33 protein-coding genes and 1 pseudogene are annotated in these 19,800 nt (G+C 41.9%); all 34 read right to left on the bottom strand.

The window, feature by feature from the left end:
- Positions 1–32 precede the first annotated feature (32 nt).
- The 34 genes and pseudogenes from MHH61_RS09730 to rpsG all read right to left on the bottom strand — a co-directional run bounded on the left by MHH61_RS09730 (position 33) and on the right by rpsG (position 19,735).
- Entirely contained in the window at positions 33–977 is a 945-nt protein-coding gene (locus MHH61_RS09730) for a DNA-directed RNA polymerase subunit alpha (protein ID WP_003217009.1), read from the bottom strand.
- A gap of 175 nt (positions 978–1,152) precedes the next feature.
- Positions 1,153–1,548: a 30S ribosomal protein S11 gene (gene rpsK, locus MHH61_RS09725; protein WP_003217231.1), complete on the bottom strand. Its 396-nt coding sequence runs from the start codon at positions 1,546–1,548 to the stop codon at positions 1,153–1,155.
- A 20-nt stretch (positions 1,549–1,568) separates the two neighbouring features.
- Complete coding sequence (gene rpsM / locus MHH61_RS09720; RefSeq protein ID WP_003217023.1) at positions 1,569–1,934, bottom strand: 30S ribosomal protein S13; 366 nt, start codon at positions 1,932–1,934, stop codon at positions 1,569–1,571.
- Positions 1,935–1,955: 21 nt separating this feature from the next.
- Positions 1,956–2,069, bottom strand: coding sequence for a 50S ribosomal protein L36 (gene rpmJ, locus MHH61_RS09715; protein WP_003156543.1), 114 nt, complete (start codon positions 2,067–2,069; stop codon positions 1,956–1,958).
- A gap of 31 nt (positions 2,070–2,100) precedes the next feature.
- Complete coding sequence (gene infA, locus MHH61_RS09710) at positions 2,101–2,319, bottom strand: translation initiation factor IF-1 (RefSeq protein ID WP_003217190.1); 219 nt, start codon at positions 2,317–2,319, stop codon at positions 2,101–2,103.
- Positions 2,297–2,585: pseudogene (locus MHH61_RS09705) on the bottom strand (RNA-binding protein). The gene infA and the pseudogene MHH61_RS09705 overlap by 23 nt, the downstream one beginning before the upstream one ends.
- A 45-nt stretch (positions 2,586–2,630) precedes the next feature.
- A complete protein-coding gene (gene map, locus MHH61_RS09700; protein WP_003217210.1) occupies positions 2,631–3,377 on the bottom strand; it encodes a type I methionyl aminopeptidase in 747 nt (248 codons plus the stop codon).
- Positions 3,374–4,027, bottom strand: a complete 654-nt coding sequence (locus tag MHH61_RS09695; protein ID WP_024425604.1) for an adenylate kinase — start codon at positions 4,025–4,027, stop codon at positions 3,374–3,376. Before MHH61_RS09695 ends, map begins: the two co-directional genes overlap by 4 nt.
- 55 nt (positions 4,028–4,082) lie before the next feature.
- Positions 4,083–5,375: a preprotein translocase subunit SecY gene (gene secY, locus MHH61_RS09690; protein ID WP_024425603.1), complete on the bottom strand. Its 1,293-nt coding sequence runs from the start codon at positions 5,373–5,375 to the stop codon at positions 4,083–4,085.
- 1 nt (position 5,376) lies between these two features.
- Entirely contained in the window at positions 5,377–5,817 is a 441-nt protein-coding gene (gene rplO / locus MHH61_RS09685) for a 50S ribosomal protein L15 (RefSeq protein WP_003216888.1), read from the bottom strand.
- Between the two features lie 30 nt (positions 5,818–5,847).
- Complete coding sequence (gene rpmD / locus MHH61_RS09680; RefSeq protein ID WP_003217067.1) at positions 5,848–6,030, bottom strand: 50S ribosomal protein L30; 183 nt, start codon at positions 6,028–6,030, stop codon at positions 5,848–5,850.
- A gap of 13 nt (positions 6,031–6,043) precedes the next feature.
- Positions 6,044–6,544 carry a 30S ribosomal protein S5 gene (gene rpsE / locus MHH61_RS09675; RefSeq protein ID WP_007496332.1) on the bottom strand — a complete coding sequence of 167 codons (501 nt, stop codon included), beginning with the start codon at positions 6,542–6,544 and terminating at the stop codon, positions 6,044–6,046.
- Between the two features lie 24 nt (positions 6,545–6,568).
- The gene (gene rplR, locus MHH61_RS09670; RefSeq protein WP_008356544.1) at positions 6,569–6,931 is read right to left on the bottom strand and encodes a 50S ribosomal protein L18; all 363 of its coding nucleotides are present in this window, start codon (positions 6,929–6,931) and stop codon (positions 6,569–6,571) included.
- Positions 6,932–6,963: 32 nt separating this feature from the next.
- A complete protein-coding gene (gene rplF, locus MHH61_RS09665; protein WP_024425602.1) occupies positions 6,964–7,500 on the bottom strand; it encodes a 50S ribosomal protein L6 in 537 nt (178 codons plus the stop codon).
- 31 nt (positions 7,501–7,531) lie between these two features.
- Positions 7,532–7,930: a 30S ribosomal protein S8 gene (gene rpsH, locus MHH61_RS09660; protein ID WP_007496327.1), complete on the bottom strand. Its 399-nt coding sequence runs from the start codon at positions 7,928–7,930 to the stop codon at positions 7,532–7,534.
- A gap of 31 nt (positions 7,931–7,961) precedes the next feature.
- Positions 7,962–8,147, bottom strand: a complete 186-nt coding sequence (gene rpsN, locus MHH61_RS09655) for a 30S ribosomal protein S14 (RefSeq protein WP_008356542.1) — start codon at positions 8,145–8,147, stop codon at positions 7,962–7,964.
- A 22-nt stretch (positions 8,148–8,169) separates the two neighbouring features.
- Positions 8,170–8,709 (bottom strand): 50S ribosomal protein L5, encoded by a 540-nt coding sequence (gene rplE / locus MHH61_RS09650; protein ID WP_024425600.1) that lies wholly within the window; start codon positions 8,707–8,709, stop codon positions 8,170–8,172.
- A gap of 25 nt (positions 8,710–8,734) precedes the next feature.
- Positions 8,735–9,046, bottom strand: coding sequence for a 50S ribosomal protein L24 (gene rplX / locus MHH61_RS09645; RefSeq protein WP_008356538.1), 312 nt, complete (start codon positions 9,044–9,046; stop codon positions 8,735–8,737).
- 35 nt (positions 9,047–9,081) lie between these two features.
- The gene (gene rplN, locus MHH61_RS09640; RefSeq protein ID WP_003216882.1) at positions 9,082–9,450 is read right to left on the bottom strand and encodes a 50S ribosomal protein L14; all 369 of its coding nucleotides are present in this window, start codon (positions 9,448–9,450) and stop codon (positions 9,082–9,084) included.
- A gap of 39 nt (positions 9,451–9,489) precedes the next feature.
- A complete protein-coding gene (rpsQ, locus tag MHH61_RS09635) occupies positions 9,490–9,753 on the bottom strand; it encodes a 30S ribosomal protein S17 (protein WP_003216906.1) in 264 nt (87 codons plus the stop codon).
- 25 nt (positions 9,754–9,778) lie between these two features.
- On the bottom strand, positions 9,779–9,979 hold the full coding sequence (gene rpmC, locus MHH61_RS09630; RefSeq protein ID WP_003217155.1) for a 50S ribosomal protein L29: 201 nt from the start codon (positions 9,977–9,979) through the stop codon (positions 9,779–9,781).
- Positions 9,969–10,403: a 50S ribosomal protein L16 gene (rplP, locus tag MHH61_RS09625; RefSeq protein WP_003156478.1), complete on the bottom strand. Its 435-nt coding sequence runs from the start codon at positions 10,401–10,403 to the stop codon at positions 9,969–9,971. Before rplP ends, rpmC begins: the two co-directional genes overlap by 11 nt.
- Position 10,404: 1 nt before the next feature.
- Positions 10,405–11,061 (bottom strand): 30S ribosomal protein S3, encoded by a 657-nt coding sequence (gene rpsC / locus MHH61_RS09620; protein ID WP_003217241.1) that lies wholly within the window; start codon positions 11,059–11,061, stop codon positions 10,405–10,407.
- Between the two features lie 3 nt (positions 11,062–11,064).
- Positions 11,065–11,406: a 50S ribosomal protein L22 gene (gene rplV / locus MHH61_RS09615; protein WP_007496316.1), complete on the bottom strand. Its 342-nt coding sequence runs from the start codon at positions 11,404–11,406 to the stop codon at positions 11,065–11,067.
- A 17-nt stretch (positions 11,407–11,423) separates the two neighbouring features.
- On the bottom strand, positions 11,424–11,702 hold the full coding sequence (rpsS, locus tag MHH61_RS09610; RefSeq protein ID WP_003216920.1) for a 30S ribosomal protein S19: 279 nt from the start codon (positions 11,700–11,702) through the stop codon (positions 11,424–11,426).
- 57 nt (positions 11,703–11,759) lie between these two features.
- A complete protein-coding gene (rplB, locus tag MHH61_RS09605; protein ID WP_024425599.1) occupies positions 11,760–12,593 on the bottom strand; it encodes a 50S ribosomal protein L2 in 834 nt (277 codons plus the stop codon).
- 28 nt (positions 12,594–12,621) lie between these two features.
- On the bottom strand, positions 12,622–12,909 hold the full coding sequence (gene rplW / locus MHH61_RS09600) for a 50S ribosomal protein L23 (protein WP_003217016.1): 288 nt from the start codon (positions 12,907–12,909) through the stop codon (positions 12,622–12,624).
- Positions 12,909–13,532, bottom strand: coding sequence for a 50S ribosomal protein L4 (rplD, locus tag MHH61_RS09595; protein ID WP_024425598.1), 624 nt, complete (start codon positions 13,530–13,532; stop codon positions 12,909–12,911). The genes rplW and rplD overlap by 1 nt, the downstream gene beginning before the upstream one ends.
- A 27-nt stretch (positions 13,533–13,559) precedes the next feature.
- On the bottom strand, positions 13,560–14,189 hold the full coding sequence (gene rplC / locus MHH61_RS09590; protein ID WP_024425597.1) for a 50S ribosomal protein L3: 630 nt from the start codon (positions 14,187–14,189) through the stop codon (positions 13,560–13,562).
- 37 nt (positions 14,190–14,226) lie between these two features.
- Positions 14,227–14,535 (bottom strand): 30S ribosomal protein S10, encoded by a 309-nt coding sequence (gene rpsJ / locus MHH61_RS09585; RefSeq protein ID WP_003156464.1) that lies wholly within the window; start codon positions 14,533–14,535, stop codon positions 14,227–14,229.
- A gap of 218 nt (positions 14,536–14,753) precedes the next feature.
- The gene (locus tag MHH61_RS09580) at positions 14,754–15,713 is read right to left on the bottom strand and encodes an alpha/beta fold hydrolase (protein ID WP_368004442.1); all 960 of its coding nucleotides are present in this window, start codon (positions 15,711–15,713) and stop codon (positions 14,754–14,756) included.
- Between the two features lie 109 nt (positions 15,714–15,822).
- On the bottom strand, positions 15,823–17,013 hold the full coding sequence (gene tuf, locus MHH61_RS09575; protein ID WP_024425595.1) for an elongation factor Tu: 1,191 nt from the start codon (positions 17,011–17,013) through the stop codon (positions 15,823–15,825).
- A gap of 118 nt (positions 17,014–17,131) precedes the next feature.
- Positions 17,132–19,210: an elongation factor G gene (gene fusA, locus MHH61_RS09570; protein ID WP_024425594.1), complete on the bottom strand. Its 2,079-nt coding sequence runs from the start codon at positions 19,208–19,210 to the stop codon at positions 17,132–17,134.
- 54 nt (positions 19,211–19,264) lie between these two features.
- Complete coding sequence (rpsG, locus tag MHH61_RS09565) at positions 19,265–19,735, bottom strand: 30S ribosomal protein S7 (protein WP_008356520.1); 471 nt, start codon at positions 19,733–19,735, stop codon at positions 19,265–19,267.
- Positions 19,736–19,800 lie beyond the last annotated feature (65 nt).

Below are 19,800 nucleotides of genomic sequence, written 5' to 3'. Positions count from 1 at the left end.
CACACGAAAATCCTAGTTCACAATGAAACTAGTCAATCGTCTTTACGAAGACCCAGTCCAAGTTCTTCTAGTTTCGCTTTCACTTCTTCAAGAGATTTACGTCCAAGGTTACGAACTTTCATCATATCCTCTTCTGTCTTGTTAGCAAGCTCTTGAACAGTGTTAATACCCGCACGCTTCAAACAGTTGTAAGAACGAACAGAAAGATCAAGCTCTTCAATTGTCATTTCAAGCACTTTTTCTTTTTGGTCTTCTTCTTTCTCAACCATGATTTCAGCATGCTGAGCTTCGTCAGTTAACCCAACGAAAATATTCAGGTGTTCAGTTAAAATCTTAGAACCTAGAGCGATCGCTTCTTTCGGTCCTGTGCTTCCATCAGTCCATACATCTAGTGTTAGTTTATCATAGTTTGTGATTTGCCCAACACGGGTGTTCTCCACTTGATAAGTCACACGAGATACAGGTGTATAGATTGAGTCGATCGGAATCACACCGATTGGCTGATCGTCTCTTTTGTTTGCATCAGCAGGATTATACCCGCGACCTCTTTGTGCAGTTAAGCGAACACGGAAGCTCGCATTCTTGCCAAGAGTTGCGATGTGAAGATCTGGATTTAAGATTTCAATATCGCTGTCGTGTGTAATATCAGCAGCTGTTACAGTACCTTCATCTTGTACATCAATTTCAAGCGTCTTCTCTTCTTCAGAGTAGATTTTGAGTGCAAGCTTTTTAATGTTTAAGATAATCGTTGTAACATCTTCAACCACGCCTTCGATCGTTGAGAATTCGTGTAAGACACCATCTATCTGGATCGATGTTACAGCTGCACCAGGAAGTGAGGATAAAAGGATACGACGAAGGGAGTTCCCTAAAGTGGTACCATATCCACGCTCAAGTGGCTCTACGACAAACTTGCCATACTTGGCATCGTCGCTGATTTCAACCGTTTCGATTTTTGGTTTTTCAATTTCGATCATCTAATAAAACCCTCCTTCAAAACGTCGAAACCTCGAATAGAATCATATGAGATTCCATCCGAAATTCCTCATTGTTTAGTCCCGTATGTGCTCAGGCAACGAGTCGTGTATTCGTCTCATAAATAACTGTATCATAACCCATTATTGACAGGGACACAAAATCTATACAAACAAATTACACGCGGCGACGTTTTGGTGGACGGCATCCGTTATGAGGAACTGGAGTTACGTCTCTAATTGCAGTAACTTCAAGACCTGCAGCTTGAAGTGCACGAATTGCAGCTTCACGACCAGAACCAGGACCTTTAACAGTTACTTCAAGTGTTTTAAGACCGTGTTCGATAGAACCTTTAGCAGCTGTTTCAGCAGCCATTTGTGCAGCGAAAGGAGTAGATTTACGAGAACCTCTGAATCCTAATGCACCAGCACTTGACCAAGAAATTGCGTTTCCATGAACATCAGTAATCGTTACAATCGTGTTGTTGAAAGTGGAACGGATATGAGCGATTCCAGCTTCAATATTCTTTTTCACGCGACGTTTACGCGTATTTTGTTTACGAGCAGCAGCCATTCTTTAACTACCTCCTTTACTTATTTTTTCTTGTTAGCTACAGTACGACGCGGACCTTTACGAGTACGCGCGTTGTTTTTTGTGTTTTGTCCACGAACAGGAAGTCCTCTACGATGACGGATTCCGCGGTAGCTTCCGATTTCAATTAGACGCTTAATGTTAAGTGAAACTTCACGACGAAGGTCACCTTCTACTTTAAGTTTGTCAATGATATCACGGATTTTACCAAGTTCGTCTTCAGTTAGATCGCGAACGCGAGTGTCTTCAGAAACACCTGCTTCTTTAAGGACTTGTTGCGCAGTCGTACGACCAATTCCAAAAACATATGTTAAAGAAATGACAACACGCTTATCACGTGGAATATCTACACCAGCAATACGAGCCATGATTTGGGCACCTCCTTGTTATTAGCCTTGTTTTTGTTTATGTTTTGGGTTTTCACAGATCACCATTACTTTTCCTTTTCTGCGAATCACTTTACATTTTTCACAGATAGGTTTAACAGATGGTCTCACTTTCATGTGTTTCCAACCTCCTTCTTCCGGAGTTGCTTTATTTGTAACGGTACGTAATTCTACCACGAGTTAAGTCATATGGAGATAATTCTACCGTAACTTTGTCTCCAGGTAAAATGCGAATGAAGTGCATACGGATTTTTCCTGATACATGAGCCAAAACTGTATGACCATTCTCTAGTTCAACTTTGAACATTGCGTTTGGCAAAGTTTCTGCTACAGTACCTTCCACTTCAATTACATCGTCTTTCGCCATTCAAGTGTTCTCCCTTCTTCAAATCAGTAACTTGCTCTCTGACAAATGTCCAAATGAGAATCTCTCAATTGTTCATCTATCACCCGACCTGTTTTGAATATACTGTTCTGAACTTCCGGAGATACGCAATCATAAAAGGTTATATGATTGATATTTTTTCTTAGGAGAATGAAATTTACGCTTTTCTCCGTCTGCGATTAGTACATGGCAGTCAACGAATATGCCGATGACACCTGTATACTGATCTTGTTCTTTCTTTGGACTATACAGACAACCTGCCCGATTTGGGCCTGAAAGGCTTCAGTGAAGACCTAAATCTTAGTCAGTATATCAAAACCTGTATCTGTAATCGCAATCGTATGCTCAAAGTGAGCACACTTTTTCCCATCAACCGTTACAACCGTCCAGTTATCAGCCAATGTTTTCACATATCGGCTGCCTGCGTTCACCATCGGTTCGATGGCCAACACCATTCCAGGTTTTAGCCGCGGGCCTTTGTTGGGCGGACCATAATGAGGAATTTGAGGGTCCTCATGAAGATCCTGTCCGACCCCATGTCCAACATATTCTCTAACAACTGAAAAATTCTCATTTTCAACATACGTTTGTATGGCATGGGAAATGTTCGACAGACGTTCGCCTGGCTTTGCTTCCTGTAAGCCTTTATATAGAGATTCCTCTGTGACTTCCAGTAGTTTGCGGTCTTCATCACTGATTACCCCAACTGGATAAGTCCAAGCAGAGTCACCATGATAGCCATTTAACTTTGCGCCAATATCGATACTAATGATGTCACCATCACGTAAAACCCGTTTACCAGGAATACCGTGAACGAGTTCTTCATTCACCGAAACGCAAATGCTCCCGCGAAAACCATTATACCCTTTAAAAGATGGGATTGCACCCTGCTTTGTAATAAAACGTTCGGCAATTTGATCCAATTCTTTTGTCGAAATACCTGGTTTTATGTGTTTCTTCAGCTCTTCATGAGTCAGTGCGACAATACGTCCAGCTTCTCTCATAATCTCAAGCTCGCGAGGAGTTTTACAGATAATCATTTATTTAATCCTCCAAGCAGGTCCTTGATATCTGCATATACATCGTTAATGTGCTTCGCACCATCAATGTTTGCAAGATATCCTTTTTCTGAATAGAAGTTCAGTAAAGGTTCAGTCTGCTTTAAGTTTACTTCAAGTCTAGTCGAAACGGTTTCTGCATTATCATCTGCACGTTGATAAAGCTCGCCTCCGCACTTGTCGCAAACATTTTCTTTCGCAGGTGGATTGAATACTAAATGATATGTTGCTCCGCAATTTTTGCAAATTCTTCGGCCAGTCAGACGCTCCATCAAAGCATCTTTATCGACTTTAATATTAATGACATAATCAATCGTTCTGCCAAGGTCCTTTAGAATTTCTTCTAAAGCTTCAGCCTGAGCGACTGTTCGCGGAAATCCGTCCAGAAGAAAACCTTGTTCACAATCATTTTTGCCAAGTCTTTCTCTAACAATACCGATTGTGACCTCATCAGGAACAAGCTCTCCTTTATCGATAAAGGATTTTGCTTCGAGCCCAAGTTGTGTCTCCTCTTTCATAGCAGCGCGGAACATATCTCCTGTTGAGATATGAGGGATCCCATAATCATCAACAATTCGTTCTGCCTGAGTGCCTTTACCAGCACCCGGAAGCCCCATTAAGACTAAGTTCATTTCGGATTTCCCCTTCCTTACTTAGAGAGGTTGGGCAGCTGCCCAGCCCTCTGTTTTATTTCATAAATCCACGGTAATTTCGTTTCACTAATTGGCTTTCAAGCTGTTTCATTGTTTCAAGTGCAACACCTACAACAATGAGAAGACTTGTGCCGCCAATTTGTGCAGCGGAAGGTAATCCAGCGAATTGAATGAAAAAGATAGGAAGTATTGAAATCACGGCTAAGAAAATGGCGCCCACAAACGTGAGTCGGTACAAAATGCTCGTAATTCTATCTTGAGTCATTTTCCCTGGACGAACTCCCGGGATATAGCCACCCTGCTTTTGCAGATTTTCAGCCATTTGTTCAGGATTGACTTGGACAAAGGCATAAAAATATGTGAAAGCAACAATCAGTGCTACATAAATCGTCATACCGATTGGCTTAGTATAGTCAAAGTTGTTGGTTATCCAAGTTGTCACATTATTGGTTCCGAAGAACGATGCGATCGTCTGCGGAGTAATAATGAAAGAAACGGCAAAGATGACTGGAATCACCCCTGCTGGATTCACTTTCAATGGAAGGTGCGTTGCTTGACTAGCAGACATTTGTGCACGGCCAGTTCCTTTTGAATATTGAATTGCAATCTTTCTCACTGCCATTTGAATGTAAATAACACCGATAACAATGACAAGAATGGCAATGACAATAAGGGCAATTTTAAGGATTTGCATGAACAGCTGTCCATCTCCACCTACAAATTGTTGAGCGTACACTTGTTTTAATGTTTGAGGGATACCAGCGATGATACCGGCAAAGATAATAATCGAAATACCATTACCAACACCGTGAGCAGTAATCTGCTCACCCAGCCACATTAAAAATGCTGTTCCCGCAGTGAGTACGACCGCAATTAAGAGATACGTTGAAACACCAGGGTTTTCAATCAGCATGCCTCCTGCCATATTGTTGAATCCATATGACATTCCCAACGCCTGGATAAATCCTAGAACAATTGTAAAATACCTTGTGAATTGTGCTAATTTTCGGCGGCCAACCTCTCCTTGCTTTGACCACTCAGTAAACTTCGGCACAACATCCATCTGCAAGAGCTGAATGATGATCGAAGCAGTGATATACGGCATAATCCCCATTGCAAGAATGGAGAATTGGAAAAGTGCCCCGCCCCCAAACGTGTTGAGGATTCCGAAAACACTCATTTGATCCTGTGCCTGGAGAACATCGGCGTTCACATTAGGCACAGGGATGAAAGCACCTATACGAAAGACGACTAACATTAAAAGTGTGAATATAATCTTATTCCGTATATCTTTCACGCGCATAAAATTGGAGATTGTCTTAAACAAGTTAGATCACCTCGGCTGTACCGCCAGCAGCTTCAATCGCTTCTTTCGCAGAAGCAGAGAATTTATTGGCTTTTACAGTTAATTTTTTTTCTAATTTACCGTTGCCAAGAATTTTTACTCCTGCTTTTAACTTGCTTATTGCACCAGTCTCTAGAAGAAGTTCAGGAGTTACTTCCGTTCCTTCGTCAAAACTGTTTAATCTGTCTAAGTTGATTACCGCGTAATCTTTACGGTTGATGTTTGTAAAACCACGTTTTGGAAGGCGTTGGAATAAAGGCATCTGACCACCTTCGAAACCAGGGCGTACACCGCCGCCAGAACGAGCGTTTTGACCTTTATGACCTTTACCAGAAGTTTTACCGTTACCTGATCCAATACCACGACCAACACGGTTGCGTACTTTACGTGAACCTTCTGAAGGCTTCAATTCATGAAGTTTCATTTGGGCACCTCCTTATCGATTAAAAATGTTTTATTGTTCTTTAACAGAAACTAAATGAGACACCTTGTTAATCATGCCGCGGATCGCTGCATTGTCTTCATGTACGACTGTTTGGTTTGTTTTCTTAAGACCAAGAGTACGAACAGTGACACGCTGATCTTCAGGGCGACCGATTACACTGCGTTTGAGGGTAATTTCTAATTTATTTGCCATTATTGTTCCCTCCTTATCCTAACAGGTCTTCTACAGATTTTCCACGAAGCTTCGCTACATCTTCAGCACGTTTAAGCTCACTTAAACCTTGAAGTGTTGCGCGGATCATGTTGATCGGTGTATTAGAACCTAGAGATTTAGAAAGGATATCAGCTAGACCAGCAAGCTCAAGTACCGCACGCACTGGGCCTCCAGCGATAACTCCTGTACCTTCTGAAGCAGGCTTCAATAGAACGTTTCCTGCACCGAATCGACCGATGATTTCATGTGGAATTGTAGTTCCAACCATTGGTACTTCAATTAAATTCTTTTTCGCATCTTCAACAGCTTTGCGGATCGCTTCTGGTACTTCTTGTGCTTTACCAGTACCGAAACCTACATGACCGTTTTTGTCACCGACAACAACTAAAGCTGCAAAACGGAAACGACGTCCACCTTTAACAACTTTCGCTACGCGGTTAACCGTAACTAAGCGTTCTTCTAACTCTAATTTGCTTGGGTCAATACGACTCATTCGGATGTGTCCCTCCTTCTTTTATTAAAATTTAAGTCCAGCCTCACGAGCAGCTTCAGCTAGAGCTTTTACACGTCCATGATATAGGTATCCTCCGCGGTCAAATACCACGTTAGAGATTCCTTTTTCAACAGCACGTTTTGCAACAAGTTCGCCAACTTTCGTAGCAGCTGCAGTGTCAGAACTATTCTCGATCTTTAACTCTTTATCAAGAGTAGAAGCACTTACAAGTGTTACACCGTTAACATCATCAATTACTTGAGCGTAGATATTCTTGTTAGAACGGAAAACGTTAAGGCGAGGTCTTTCAGCAGTACCTGAAAGTTTCGCACGAACACGAGCATGTCTTTTAAGACGAGTAGCGTTTTTGCTAGTTTTCGTAATCATCCGAGTCACTCCTTTCTTCACTTTAAGCGATCTTACTTACCAGTTTTTCCTTCTTTACGGCGAACGAATTCACCTTCGTAACGAATTCCTTTACCTTTGTAAGGCTCTGGAGCACGGACAGCGCGGATGTTAGAAGCTAGAGCTCCTACACGCTCTTTATCGATACCTTTAATGATTACTTTCGTTTGAGATGGAACTTCGATTTCAACTCCAGCCTCAGGAACGATTTCAACTGGATGAGAGTATCCAACGTTAAGAACAAGTTTGTTTCCAGATTTAGCTGCACGGTAACCGACACCGATAAGTTCTAAACCTCTTTCGAAACCTTTAGATACACCTTCAACCATGTTTGCAATCAAGCTACGTGTTGTACCATGTAATGCACGGTGTTCTTTATTTTCAGACGGACGGCTTACAGTTAAGACGTTGTCCTCAATTTTAATTTCCATATCAGGGTGAAATGCACGAGTTAGTTCACCTTTTGGTCCCTTTACTGTCACTGTGTTATCGTTGTTTGTCACAGTTACTCCTGAAGGGATCTCGATTAGTTTTTTACCTATACGAGACATACCAAGCACCTCCATTCATCTTAAACTTTTTTTACCATACGTAAGCAAGTACTTCTCCACCAGCTTGTTTAGCACGGGCTTCTTTGTCCGATAAAACACCTTGTGATGTAGAAATAATTGCGATTCCAAGTCCGTTAAGTACACGTGGTACTTCATTTGATTTCGCATATACGCGTAAACCAGGTTTACTGATTCTTTTAAGACCAGTGATAACACGTTCGTTGTTTTGGCCGTATTTAAGGAACAAACGGATAATTCCTTGTTTGCTGTCTTCGACGTACTCAACGTCACGGATAAAACCTTCACGCTTTAAGATTTCAGCAATTTCTCTTTTGATTTTTGAAGCCGGTACTTCTAGCTTCTCATGACGTACCATGTTCGCATTGCGAATACGAGTCAGCAAATCTGCAATCGGATCTGTCATAACCATTATTTAATAACCTCCTTCCCATTTATGGGGATTACCAGCTGGCTTTTTTAACGCCAGGAATTTGTCCTTTATATGCAAGTTCGCGGAAACAAATACGGCAAAGTTTAAACTTACGAATAACTGAATGTGGACGTCCACAACGTTCGCAGCGCGTATACTCTTGAACTTTAAACTTTTGTTTGCGTTGTTGTTTCGCAATCATAGACTTTTTAGCCACGATTTCGCCTCCCTTTCATTGATTATTTCTGGAACGGCATACCTACTTGAGTTAATAACTCACGTGCTTCTTCGTCCGTATTGGCAGTAGTAACGATAACGATATCCATACCGCGGACCTTTGTTACTTTATCGTAATCAATTTCTGGGAAGATTAACTGTTCTTTAATACCAAGCGTGTAGTTTCCACGACCGTCGAAAGATTTCTTAGAAATCCCGCGGAAGTCACGTACACGTGGTAAAGACACAGAAATAAGTTTATCAAGGAAATCATACATGCGCTCTCCGCGAAGTGTTACTTTCGCACCGATTGGCATTCCTTCACGTAGACGGAATCCAGCAATAGACTTCTTCGCACGAGTAACGACAGGTTTTTGACCAGCGATAAACGTTAATTCTTCAACAGCAGTATCGATTGCTTTAGCGTTTTGAACAGCGTCACCAACACCCATGTTGATCACGATTTTTTCGATTTTTGGCACTTGCATTACTGAAGTGTATTCAAATTTAGAAACTAATGCAGGTGTAATTTCTTTTACATACTTTTCTTTAAGGCGGTTCATGAGAAAGACCTCCCTTCCTTATTTACTATTTATCTAGAACTTGCCCAGATTTTTTCGCTACACGGACTTTCTTTCCGTCCTCAACTTTATACCCAACACGTGTCACTTCACCCGTTTTAGGATCAAGCGGCATTACGTTTGATACGTGGATCGGCGCTTCTTGTTCAGAAATTCCGCCTTGAGGGTTAGCTTGGGTTGGTTTAGAGTGTTTTTTCACAAGGTTAATACCTTCTACTAAAACACGTTCCTTTTTAGGGAAAGCAGCAAGGATGACACCTTGTTTACCTTTATCTTTACCAGAGATAACCACTACTTTATCGCCCTTTTTAACATGCATTTAATCGCACCTCCTTGAGTCGCGGATTGTATTCATTAAAGTACTTCTGGTGCTAGAGAAACAATTTTCATATAGTTGTTTTCACGAAGTTCACGTGCTACTGGTCCGAAGATACGAGTTCCACGTGGGCTCTTGTCGTCACGGATGATGACACATGCATTTTCATCGAAACTGATGTAAGATCCATCGTTTCTGCGAGCTCCGCTCTTAGTACGAACGATAACTGCTTTCACAACTTCACCTTTTTTGACAACGCCTCCAGGTGTTGCTTGTTTAACCGTACAAACAATGACATCACCGATGTTAGCCGTTTTACGTCCAGAGCCACCAAGAACTTTAATCGTTAGTACTTCGCGTGCGCCAGAGTTGTCAGCTACTTTTAAACGAGTCTCCTGTTGAATCATTAATGTTACCTCCTTTCGGAAAAAGAAATCCGAACTTTATTAGATAATAACGGCTTCTTCGACAACTTCAACTAGACGAAAGCGTTTAGTCGCAGATAAAGGACGAGTTTCCATGACCTTTACGATGTCTCCGATTTTTGCTTGGTTGTTTTCATCATGTGCTTTGAACTTTTTAGAGTATCTTACACGTTTGCCATAAAGTGAATGCTTTTTGTATGTTTCAACTACAACAGTGATGGTTTTATCCATTTTGTCAGAAACAACACGACCTTGATACACTTTACGTTGGTTACGTTCGCTCATGTTTGCGGGGCCTCCCCTCTAATTATTATTTATTAGCAGCGATTTCTCTTTGACGAATCACAGTTTTCATGCGTGCGATTGATTTACGCACTTCACGAATGCGAGCAGTGTTTTCAAGCTGCCCAGTCGCTAATTGGAAACGAAGATTGAAAAGTTCTTCTTTAAGAGACTTTACTTTTTGTTCAATTTCAGCAGTGGTAAGGTCACGAATTTCATTAGCTTTCATTTGATTCACCACCAATTTCTTCACGTTTTACGAACTTCGTTTTAATTGGCAATTTGTGAGATGCAAGACGAAGAGCTTCACGAGCAACTTCTTCAGACACACCAGAAATTTCAAATAAAACTTTGCCCGGTTTTACTACAGCTACCCATCCTTCTGGAGCACCTTTACCGGAACCCATGCGGACCTCTAGAGGTTTAGCTGTGTATGGCTTAGAAGGGAAAATTTTAATCCAAACTTTACCGCCACGTTTCATGTAACGAGTCATAGCAATACGAGCAGCTTCGATTTGACGGTTTGTGATCCAAGAAGCTTCAAGAGCCTGGATACCGTACTCACCGAAATGTACTTCAGTACCGCCTTTTGCACGACCACGCATTTTTCCACGATGTTCTCTGCGATACTTCACGCGTTTTGGCAATAACATATTATTTTCCTCCTTCCGCAGTATTCTTCTTAGTTGGAAGGACTTCTCCACGATAGATCCATACTTTTACGCCAAGCTTACCATAAGTAGTGTCAGCTTCAGCAGTAGCATAGTCGATGTCAGCACGAAGTGTGTGCAATGGAACAGTACCTTCACTGTAATATTCAGAACGAGCAATATCTGCACCGCCAAGACGACCAGAAACCATTGTTTTGATTCCTTGTGCTCCAGCACGCATTGTGCGTTGGATTGTTTGTTTTTGTGCACGACGGAATGAAATACGGTTTTCAAGTTGACGAGCGATGTTTTCAGCAACTAGCTGAGCATCAAGATCTGCTCTCTTGATTTCAAGAATGTTGATGTGTACACGTTTGCCAGTTAGGCTGTTAAGAGCTTTACGAAGTGCTTCAACTTCAGATCCGCCTTTACCAATTACCATACCTGGTTTAGCCGTGTGGATTGTGATATTTACGCGGTTTGCAGCACGTTCGATTTCTACTTTAGAAACAGACGCGTCAGACAAACGCTTGCTGATGAATTCACGGATTTTCAAGTCTTCATGTAAGAAGTCAGCGTAATCTTTTCCTGCGAACCATTTAGATTCCCAATCACGAATGACGCCAATACGAAGACCTACTGGATTTACCTTTTGACCCACGGATTATCCCTCCTTCTTTTCTGATACAACGATTGTAATGTGGCTAGTACGTTTGTTAATTGCGCTCGCACGACCCATAGCACGTGGACGGAATCTCTTAAGTGTTGGACCTTCGTCAACGAATGCTTGAGTAATCACTAGGCTGTTAGCGTCCAACTCGTAGTTGTGCTCAGCGTTTGCGATAGCAGATTTTAATACTTTTTCAATAATTGGTGAAGCAGCCTTAGGTGTAAGGTTTAAGATAGAAACTGCTTCTCCTACTTGCTTACCTCGGATCAGGTCCATTACTAGACGTGCTTTACGAGGAGCAATACGGACTGTTCTTGCGACAGCTTTAGCTTGCATTTAAAAGCCTCCTCTCATTAGCGTCTTGTTTTTTTATCGTCACTAGCATGACCTTTGTAAGTACGGCTTGGTGCGAATTCGCCCAATTTGTGACCTACCATATCTTCAGAAATGAAAACAGGTACATGTTTGCGTCCGTCATAGACAGCGATTGTGTGACCGATGAATTGTGGGAAAATTGTAGAACGACGAGACCAAGTTTTTACGACTTGCTTTTTGTCAGTTTCATTCAATTTCTCGACTTTAGCCATCAAATGATCATCAACAAATGGTCCTTTTTTTAAGCTGCGAGCCATTGTGGAACCTCCCTTCGTGATTGAACTACGGTCCTAAATGAACCGTAGACAACCCCGTTACTTGTTTTTACGACGACGTACAATGAATTTATCAGACTTGTTGGTTTTCTTACGAGTCTTGAATCCAAGAGTCGGTTTACCCCATGGAGACATTGGTGATTTACGTCCGATTGGAGCGCGTCCTTCACCACCACCGTGTGGGTGATCGTTAGGGTTCATTACAGAACCACGAACTGTTGGGCGTACGCCTTTCCAGCGAGAACGTCCAGCTTTACCGATGTTGATTAATTCGTGTTGCTCGTTTCCAACTTGACCGATAGTCGCACGGCAAGCAGAAAGAATCATGCGAACTTCTCCTGAGTTCAAACGTACAAGAACGTATTTACCTTCTTTACCTAGAACTTGAGCAGAAGTACCAGCAGAACGAACTAATTGTCCACCTTTACCTGGTTTTAATTCAATGTTATGCACAACTGTACCAACTGGGATGTTGATAAGTGGAAGAGCATTACCTGGTTTGATGTCAGCTTCTGGTCCAGAAGTAACTTCAGTACCAACTTGGATTCCTTTCGGAGCAAGAATGTAACGTTTCTCACCATCTGCATAGTTTACAAGAGCGATGTTAGCTGAACGGTTTGGATCATACTCGATTGTAGCAACGCGTCCAGGTATACCGTCTTTATCACGCTTAAAGTCGATGATACGGTATTGACGTTTGTGACCGCCACCTTGATGACGAACAGTCAATCTACCTTGGTTGTTACGTCCGCCTTTTTTGTGTAGCGGTGCAAGCAACGATTTTTCTGGTTTGTCAGTCGTGATTTCAGCAAAATCTGAAGTAGTCATGCCACGACGACCATTACTGGTTGGTTTATACTTTTTAATCGCCATTTTGAATTTCCCTCCTTCTTTTTAAGATTTACGCTTCAAAAATTTCGATTTCTTTGCTGTCAGCAGTTAATTTCACGATCGCTTTTCTGCGACGGCTAGTCATACCAGTGTAGCGTCCAACGCGTTTTGATTTTCCTTTGTAGTTTTGAACGTTGACTTTCTCAACTTTCACTCCAAAGATTTCTTCAACAGCGTCTTTCACTTCTGTTTTGTTAGCTCTGACATCAACTTCGAACGTGTACTTCTTCTCTGTCATTAGATCAGCAGAACGTTCAGTAATGATAGGGCGCTTTAGAACATCACGAGGATCTTTCATTATGCAAGTCCCTCCTCTACTTTTTCAACCGCTGCTTTAGTGATCAGAAGTTTGTCGTGGTTGACAACGTCAAGAACGTTGATACCGTTAGCTTCAACAACTGTTACTCCAGGGATGTTACGAGCAGATAAAGCAACTGTTTCGTTTGCATCCGCAGTGACGATCAACGCTTTCTTCTCAACAGATAATCCTTTAAGGATGCCTGCGAATTCTTTCGTTTTCACTGCATCAAGAGTCAGATCTTCAAGAACGATGATGTTGTTGTCGATTACTTTAGAAGACAATACTGACTTGATAGCCAAGCGGCGAACTTTTTTAGGTAATTTATAAGAATAACTGCGTGGTGTTGGACCGAATACGATACCGCCTCCGCGCCATTGTGGTGAACGGATAGAACCTTGACGAGCACGACCTGTACCCTTCTGTCTCCAAGGCTTACGACCTCCGCCACGTACTTCAGAACGAGTTTTTACTTTATGAGTTCCTTGACGTAAGGAAGCTCTTTGCATAAGAATAGCATCGAATACTACGCTTTCGTTTGGCTCGATTCCAAACACAGAAGCGTTTAATTCGATTTCACCGTTAGTAGAACCGTTTTGGTTATATAATGCTACTTTTGGCATGACTTGTTTCCTCCTTTCCTAAGAGAGTTATTTAGATTTAACTGCACTCTTTACAGTTACTAGAGATTTTTTAGCTCCTGGTACGTTTCCTTTGATCAATAGAAGATTGCGTTCTGCATCAACTTTAACGATCTCAAGGTTTTGGACAGTGATTTGCTCTCCGCCCATACGACCTGGAAGAAGTTTACCTTTGAATACACGGTTTGGATCAACAGGTCCCATTGAACCAGGACGACGGTGGTAACGTGAACCGTGAGTCATTGGTCCGCGTGATTGTCCGTGGCGTTTGATAGCCCCTTGGAATCCTTTACCTTTTGATGTTCCTGTTACATCTACGATATCTCCATTTGCGAAAATATCAACTTTGACTTCCTGACCAACTTCATACGCATCTAACTCCGCACCGCGTAATTCTTTTACGAAGCGCTTAGGAGCAGTTTCCGCTTTAGCAACGTGGCCTTTCTCTGGTTTGTTAGAAAGCTTTTCACGTTTATCATCAAAACCGATTTGGATTGCTTCATAGCCATCCGTGTCAACAGTCTTCTTTTGAAGAACAACGTTAGCAGCAGCCTCAACAACAGTTACAGGGATAAGATCACCGTTTTCTGCGAATACTTGCGTCATACCAATTTTTCTACCTAAGATTCCCTTGGTCATTAGTCACACCTCCTATAATATGTGTTTTCTATTTGAATTAAAGTTTGATTTCGATATCTACACCAGATGGTAAATCTAAACGCATAAGTGCATCAACTGTTTGCGGAGTTGGATTCACGATGTCGATTAGACGTTTGTGAGTACGCATCTCGAATTGCTCACGAGAATCTTTGTACTTATGCACCGCACGAAGGATTGTGTAAACTGATTTTTCAGTTGGAAGCGGGATTGGACCAGATACACTAGCACCAGAACGCTTAGCCGTTTCAACAATCTTCTCAGCAGATTGATCAAGAATTCTATGATCATATGCTTTTAAACGAATACGAATTTTTTGTTTTGCCATTATTTTCCCTCCTTTTCGCCTACTTACGTTAGACAGTTCTCCGTGAGAAAAACCTGATCACCTCGCCATGGCAAAGCGGCCGGGTGTGTCAGCAACCTCTCACTTCATCGCAGTCAAAGACCAACATGCACTATTGTACCAAATTGGCCTGCGTGTTGCAATAATAAATCGGATAAATTTATGATTTGCACACTTTTCATATTATACAGGGATTCAGCCTATAAATCAAGCTTTCCCTGAAGATGATGTATAGCAGTCTTTCTTATGATACGTATAAATTCATCTGGCTCTTCGATATGCGGAGAATGTGCAGAGTCTTTAAAGGTAAACCATTCTTTGATTGGTGCTTTTAATTGATCAACATATGGTTTTGATACAGCAGCTGGTGTAATCATGTCGTGATCGCCAATGAGAAAGTAGCACGGTATTAATATAGTAGAAACTCGGTATTGAATACTCTCATTCATGAGCTGATCCCATAACTTGTCTTGACTAAACTTCTGCCCTTTTATGAACTTCCATTTATCTTTCAGCTGATATCGCTTACTAAAAAGAAACCCTTTTAGTATTTGAAAAACCGGCTTCCATCTATGTGTGAGACCTACGCTCGCAAACTCTTTATATAGAGAAAACAAGGCATGAGCTGATGTCCGTTTCCATGGAGGCGGTGTCAGTAATCGCAGACACCCAGCAAACAGCCGATTGCGATGGTATTTCTTCAAAAGGAGCTCGTACGATACGATATCTTCCTTTAACACATCTACTACCTGACTAATCCCATAATAAGCATGATAAAGATCCGGACGCTTATGTACTGCTTGTATGGCAATTAATGATCCCCACGAGTATCCTGCGATATACAATTTTGAATGACCTAGATAAGATAGGATCTTCTCTGTCAATTCAATCGTGTCTTCAATAAATTGCTGAATGGTCATCGATGCATCGGGAAGATTCTCTTGATAGGAAAGTCCTGCGCCACGCTGATCCCAATGGACAACTGTAAAGTCTTGATCAAGTTCCTCGAGAAAGGAATCAATATAACTGATTTGAGCTGAGCCGGGCCCACCGTGTAAAAATAAAAGTACAGGCTTCGTTTCACTCGTCTGATCTTCTTTCATCCTAATCCATTGGTCAATTCCGCCGATCGACCATTTTTTCAAATATGTCTTTGCCATTCCAGCGATCCTCTCGGTTCCATTTAGATTCTATAGCTTATAGTAGCCGTTCTGATCTGGAAAAGCAAAAAAAGAGACCCTTTTGCAAGGAGTCTCTTTTGTATATTTATTACTTAACGATAGTTGAAACAACACCAGAACCTACAGTACGTCCACCCTCACGGATAGAGAAACGAGTTCCTTCTTCGATAGCGATAGTAGAGATAAGTTCAACTTCCATCTCAGTGTTATCGCCAGGCATTACCATTTCAGTACCTTCTGGAAGATGTACGATACCAGTTACGTCAGTTGTACGGAAGTAGAACTGCGGACGGTAGTTAGCGAAGAATGGAGTATGACGTCCACCCTCTTCTTTAGAAAGTACATAAACTTCAGCTTTGAAACGGCTGTGTGGAGTGATTGTACCTGGTTTAGCAAGTACTTGACCACGTTGGATATCTTCACGAGATACACCACGAAGTAGTGCACCGATGTTGTCACCAGCTTCAGCATAGTCAAGAAGTTTACGGAACATTTCAACACCTGTAACAGTTGTTTTACCGTTTTCTTCTTGAAGACCGATGATTTCAACTTCGTCACCGACTTTAACTTGTCCACGCTCAACACGACCAGTAGCAACTGTTCCACGACCAGTGATTGAGAATACGTCCTCAACTGGCATCATGAATGGCTTCTCAGTGTCACGCTCTGGAGTTGGGATGTACTCATCAACCGCATCCATAAGTTCAAAGATTTTTGCTTCGTAATCAGCATCTCCTTCAAGAGCTTTAAGAGCAGAACCTTTGATAACTGGTACATCGTCACCAGGGAAGTCATAGTCAGAAAGAAGGTCACGAACTTCCATTTCAACAAGTTCAAGTAACTCTTCATCGTCAACCATGTCACATTTGTTAAGGAATACTACGATGTATGGTACACCTACGTTACGAGAAAGTAGGATGTGCTCACGTGTTTGTGGCATTGGACCATCAGCAGCAGATACTACTAAGATCGCGCCGTCCATTTGAGCAGCACCAGTGATCATGTTTTTAACATAGTCAGCGTGTCCTGGGCAGTCTACGTGTGCATAGTGACGAGTTTCAGTTTCATACTCAACGTGTGCAGTTGAGATTGTGATTCCACGCTCGCGCTCTTCTGGAGCACCATCGATTTGGTCATAAGCCATAGCTGTACCTTTACCAGATTTCTTATGAAGAACTGTTGAGATAGCAGCAGTTAGAGTTGTTTTACCATGGTCAACGTGTCCAATTGTACCAATGTTAGCATGCGATTTGGAACGGTCGAATTTTTCTTTAGCCATTCTAAAAATCCTCCTTAAAGGTTCATTGTATTTGGTATAGAGTGATAGAAAGTGAAGAGTTACCTCTCACTTTCTGATCTTCAATAGTAGTTATACTTTAGTTTAAAGGCAAAATCAATTATTCACCTTTATTTTTTTTGATGATTTCTTCACTGATGCTCTTAGGCACTTCTTCGTAGTGATCCATGTGCATAGTGAAAGTACCGCGTCCTTGTGTGTTAGAACGGAGTGCAGTAGCATATCCGAACATTTCAGAAAGTGGAACCATAGCGCGAACAACTTGAGCGTTACCGCGAGCTTCCATACCTTCTACACGTCCACGACGAGATGTGATATCACCCATGATGTCTCCCATGTATTCTTCTGGGATAACAACTTCCACTTTCATCATTGGCTCAAGTAGAACTGGGTTACACTTGCTGACAGCATTTTTCAATGCCATAGATGCAGCAATTTTGAACGCCATTTCGTTAGAGTCAACATCGTGGTAAGATCCATCAAATAATTTTGCTTTGATGTCGATTAATGGGAATCCAGCTAATACACCATTTTCAAGTGAATCTTCAAGACCTGCTTGAATTGCTGGGATGTATTCACGTGGAACAACCCCACCGACGATTGCATTTTCAAACTCGAATCCTGCGCCTTCTTCGTTTGGTTCGAATTCGATCCAAACGTGTCCGAACTGACCGCGTCCACCAGACTGACGTACGAATTTACCTTCAACTTTTGCACCAGAACGGAATGTTTCACGGTACGCAACCTGAGGAGCACCTACGTTAGCTTCAACCTTGAACTCACGCTTCATACGGTCAACAATGATATCAAGGTGAAGCTCACCCATACCAGAGATGATCGTTTGACCAGTTTCAGGGTTTGTTTGTGTACGGAATGTTGGATCCTCTTCAGCTAGTTTAGCTAAAGCGATACTCATTTTATCTTGGTCAGCCTTAGATTTAGGCTCGATAGCTACATCGATTACTGGCTCTGGGAATTCCATAGACTCAAGGATAACAAGATTTTTCTCGTCACAAAGAGTGTCACCAGTTGAAGTATCTTTAAGACCTACAGCTGCTGCGATATCCCCTGCATATACAGTAGAGATTTCTTCACGGCTGTTTGCGTGCATTTGAAGGATACGTCCAACACGTTCACGCTTGTTCTTAGAAGAGTTCTTCACGTACGAACCAGAATCAAGTGTTCCAGAGTATACGCGGAAGAAAGTTAGTTTCCCAACATAAGGGTCAGTCATAACTTTAAATGCAAGAGCTGCGAATGGTGCGTCATCAGTAGACTCACGAACAACCTCTTCATTTGAATCTGGCAGGATACCTTTGATTGCAGCAACATCAGTTGGTGCAGGAAGGTAGTCAAGCACAGCGTCAAGTACAAGCTGAACACCTTTGTTTTTGAAAGCAGATCCAACAAGAACTGGGTAGAATTCAACATTCAATGTTCCTTTACGGATTGCAGCTTTCAATTCAGGAATTGTGATTTCTTCACCCTCAAGGTATTTTTCCATAAGCTCTTCATCAAGCTCAGCGACAGCTTCAATTAGGCTGCTGCGAAGCTCTTCAGCTTTGTCTTTATACTCAGCAGGGATTTCTTTAGCATCAGAGCGAGTTCCAAGGTCATCTTCGTAGAAGTATGCTACGTTTTCTACAAGGTCGATGATTCCTTCGAATTGATCTTCAGCGCCGATCGGCAATTGAATTGCATGAGCGTTCGCTTGAAGACGATCTCTTAATGTGCTTACAGAGTAAAGGAAGTCCGCACCGGTTTTATCCATTTTGTTAACGAATACGATACGAGGTACTCCGTAAGTTGTTGCTTGGCGCCAAACTGTTTCAGTTTGTGGCTCTACACCTGATTGTGCATCAAGAACAGCAACCGCACCATCAAGTACACGTAAAGAACGTTCAACTTCAACAGTGAAGTCTACGTGTCCTGGTGTATCGATGATGTTTACACGGTAACCTTTCCATTGTGCTGTAGTAGCAGCAGAAGTGATTGTAATACCACGTTCTTGCTCCTGCTCCATCCAGTCCATTTGTGAAGCTCCTTCGTGAGTTTCACCAATTTTATGGATACGACCAGTGTAGTATAAGATACGCTCAGTCGTTGTCGTTTTACCGGCATCGATGTGAGCCATGATACCAATATTACGAGTTTTGTCTAAGGAGAACTCTCTTGCCATTGGGTAATTTCTCCTTCCTCATTAGGGAATAGTTTTTTTAGTTTGGTATAAATCCTACCAGCGGTAGTGAGCGAATGCTTTGTTCGCTTCTGCCATTTTGTGTGTATCTTCACGTTTCTTAACAGCAGCACCAGTGTTGTTAGCTGCGTCAAGGATTTCGTTAGCAAGACGCTCTTCCATCGTTTTTTCTCCACGAAGACGAGCGTAGTTTACTAACCAGCGAAGACCTAAAGTAGTACGACGGTCTGGGCGAACTTCTACAGGAACTTGGTAGTTAGCTCCACCTACACGACGTGCTTTAACTTCAAGAACTGGCATGATGTTTTTCAAGGCTTGTTCGAAAACCTCCATCGCTTCATTACCAGTACGTTCTTTGATGATATCAAATGACTTGTAGAGAATTGTTTGTGCTTTTCCTCTTTTACCGTCGATCATCATTTTGTTGATCAAACGAGATACAAGTTTAGAATTGTAAATTGGATCTGGCAATACGTCTCTTTTTGCTACAGGACCTTTACGTGGCATCTGAATAGCCTCCCTTCTCTTTTAAAAGGATTTCTATCTGTCTCTCATCTCAATATCATTGTCAG

This window comes from Bacillus sp. FSL K6-3154 (assembly GCF_040869395.1).
Taxonomy (GTDB): Bacteria; Bacillota; Bacilli; order Bacillales; family Bacillaceae; genus Bacillus; species Bacillus safensis.
The sequence above is the reverse complement of the archived record's forward strand: the minus strand, read 5'-3'. Positions and strand labels throughout refer to the sequence as shown.

Excerpts from the sequence above, each read along its gene's own strand:
- MHH61_RS09730 (WP_003217009.1), bottom strand. The coding sequence starts at position 977 with ATGATCGAAATTGAAAAACCAAAAATCGAAACGGTTGAAATCAGCGAC.
- rpsK (WP_003217231.1), bottom strand. The coding sequence starts at position 1,548 with ATGGCTGCTGCTCGTAAACAAAATACGCGTAAACGTCGCGTGAAAAAG.
- rpsM (WP_003217023.1), bottom strand. The coding sequence starts at position 1,934 with ATGGCTCGTATTGCTGGTGTAGATATTCCACGTGATAAGCGTGTTGTC.
- rpmJ (WP_003156543.1), bottom strand. The coding sequence starts at position 2,069 with ATGAAAGTGAGACCATCTGTTAAACCTATCTGTGAAAAATGTAAAGTG.
- infA (WP_003217190.1), bottom strand. The coding sequence starts at position 2,319 with ATGGCGAAAGACGATGTAATTGAAGTGGAAGGTACTGTAGCAGAAACT.
- map (WP_003217210.1), bottom strand. The coding sequence starts at position 3,377 with ATGATTATCTGTAAAACTCCTCGCGAGCTTGAGATTATGAGAGAAGCT.
- MHH61_RS09695 (WP_024425604.1), bottom strand. The coding sequence starts at position 4,027 with ATGAACTTAGTCTTAATGGGGCTTCCGGGTGCTGGTAAAGGCACTCAG.
- rplO (WP_003216888.1), bottom strand. The coding sequence starts at position 5,817 with ATGAAACTTCATGAATTGAAGCCTTCAGAAGGTTCACGTAAAGTACGC.
- rpmD (WP_003217067.1), bottom strand. The coding sequence starts at position 6,030 with ATGGCAAATAAATTAGAAATTACCCTCAAACGCAGTGTAATCGGTCGC.
- rpsE (WP_007496332.1), bottom strand. The coding sequence starts at position 6,544 with ATGAGTCGTATTGACCCAAGCAAATTAGAGTTAGAAGAACGCTTAGTT.
- rplR (WP_008356544.1), bottom strand. The coding sequence starts at position 6,931 with ATGATTACGAAAACTAGCAAAAACGCTACTCGTCTTAAAAGACATGCT.
- rplF (WP_024425602.1), bottom strand. The coding sequence starts at position 7,500 with ATGTCTCGTATAGGTAAAAAACTAATCGAGATCCCTTCAGGAGTAACT.
- rpsH (WP_007496327.1), bottom strand. The coding sequence starts at position 7,930 with ATGGTTATGACAGATCCGATTGCAGATTTGCTGACTCGTATTCGCAAT.
- rplE (WP_024425600.1), bottom strand. The coding sequence starts at position 8,709 with ATGAACCGCCTTAAAGAAAAGTATGTAAAAGAAATTACACCTGCATTA.
- rplX (WP_008356538.1), bottom strand. The coding sequence starts at position 9,046 with ATGCATGTTAAAAAGGGCGATAAAGTAGTGGTTATCTCTGGTAAAGAT.
- rplN (WP_003216882.1), bottom strand. The coding sequence starts at position 9,450 with ATGATTCAACAGGAGACTCGTTTAAAAGTAGCTGACAACTCTGGCGCA.
- rpsQ (WP_003216906.1), bottom strand. The coding sequence starts at position 9,753 with ATGAGCGAACGTAACCAACGTAAAGTGTATCAAGGTCGTGTTGTTTCT.
- rpmC (WP_003217155.1), bottom strand. The coding sequence starts at position 9,979 with ATGAAAGCTAATGAAATTCGTGACCTTACCACTGCTGAAATTGAACAA.
- rplP (WP_003156478.1), bottom strand. The coding sequence starts at position 10,403 with ATGTTATTGCCAAAACGCGTGAAGTATCGCAGAGAACATCGTGGAAAA.
- rplV (WP_007496316.1), bottom strand. The coding sequence starts at position 11,406 with ATGCAAGCTAAAGCTGTCGCAAGAACAGTCCGTATTGCTCCTCGTAAA.
- rpsS (WP_003216920.1), bottom strand. The coding sequence starts at position 11,702 with ATGGCTCGCAGCTTAAAAAAAGGACCATTTGTTGATGATCATTTGATG.
- rplB (WP_024425599.1), bottom strand. The coding sequence starts at position 12,593 with ATGGCGATTAAAAAGTATAAACCAACCAGTAATGGTCGTCGTGGCATG.
- rplW (WP_003217016.1), bottom strand. The coding sequence starts at position 12,909 with ATGAAAGATCCTCGTGATGTTCTAAAGCGCCCTATCATTACTGAACGT.
- rplD (WP_024425598.1), bottom strand. The coding sequence starts at position 13,532 with ATGCCAAAAGTAGCATTATATAACCAAAACGGTTCTACTAACGGTGAA.
- rplC (WP_024425597.1), bottom strand. The coding sequence starts at position 14,189 with ATGACCAAGGGAATCTTAGGTAGAAAAATTGGTATGACGCAAGTATTC.
- rpsJ (WP_003156464.1), bottom strand. The coding sequence starts at position 14,535 with ATGGCAAAACAAAAAATTCGTATTCGTTTAAAAGCATATGATCATAGA.
- MHH61_RS09580 (WP_368004442.1), bottom strand. The coding sequence starts at position 15,713 with ATGGCAAAGACATATTTGAAAAAATGGTCGATCGGCGGAATTGACCAA.
- tuf (WP_024425595.1), bottom strand. The coding sequence starts at position 17,013 with ATGGCTAAAGAAAAATTCGACCGTTCCAAATCGCATGCTAACATTGGT.
- fusA (WP_024425594.1), bottom strand. The coding sequence starts at position 19,210 with ATGGCAAGAGAGTTCTCCTTAGACAAAACTCGTAATATTGGTATCATG.
- rpsG (WP_008356520.1), bottom strand. The coding sequence starts at position 19,735 with ATGCCACGTAAAGGTCCTGTAGCAAAAAGAGACGTATTGCCAGATCCA.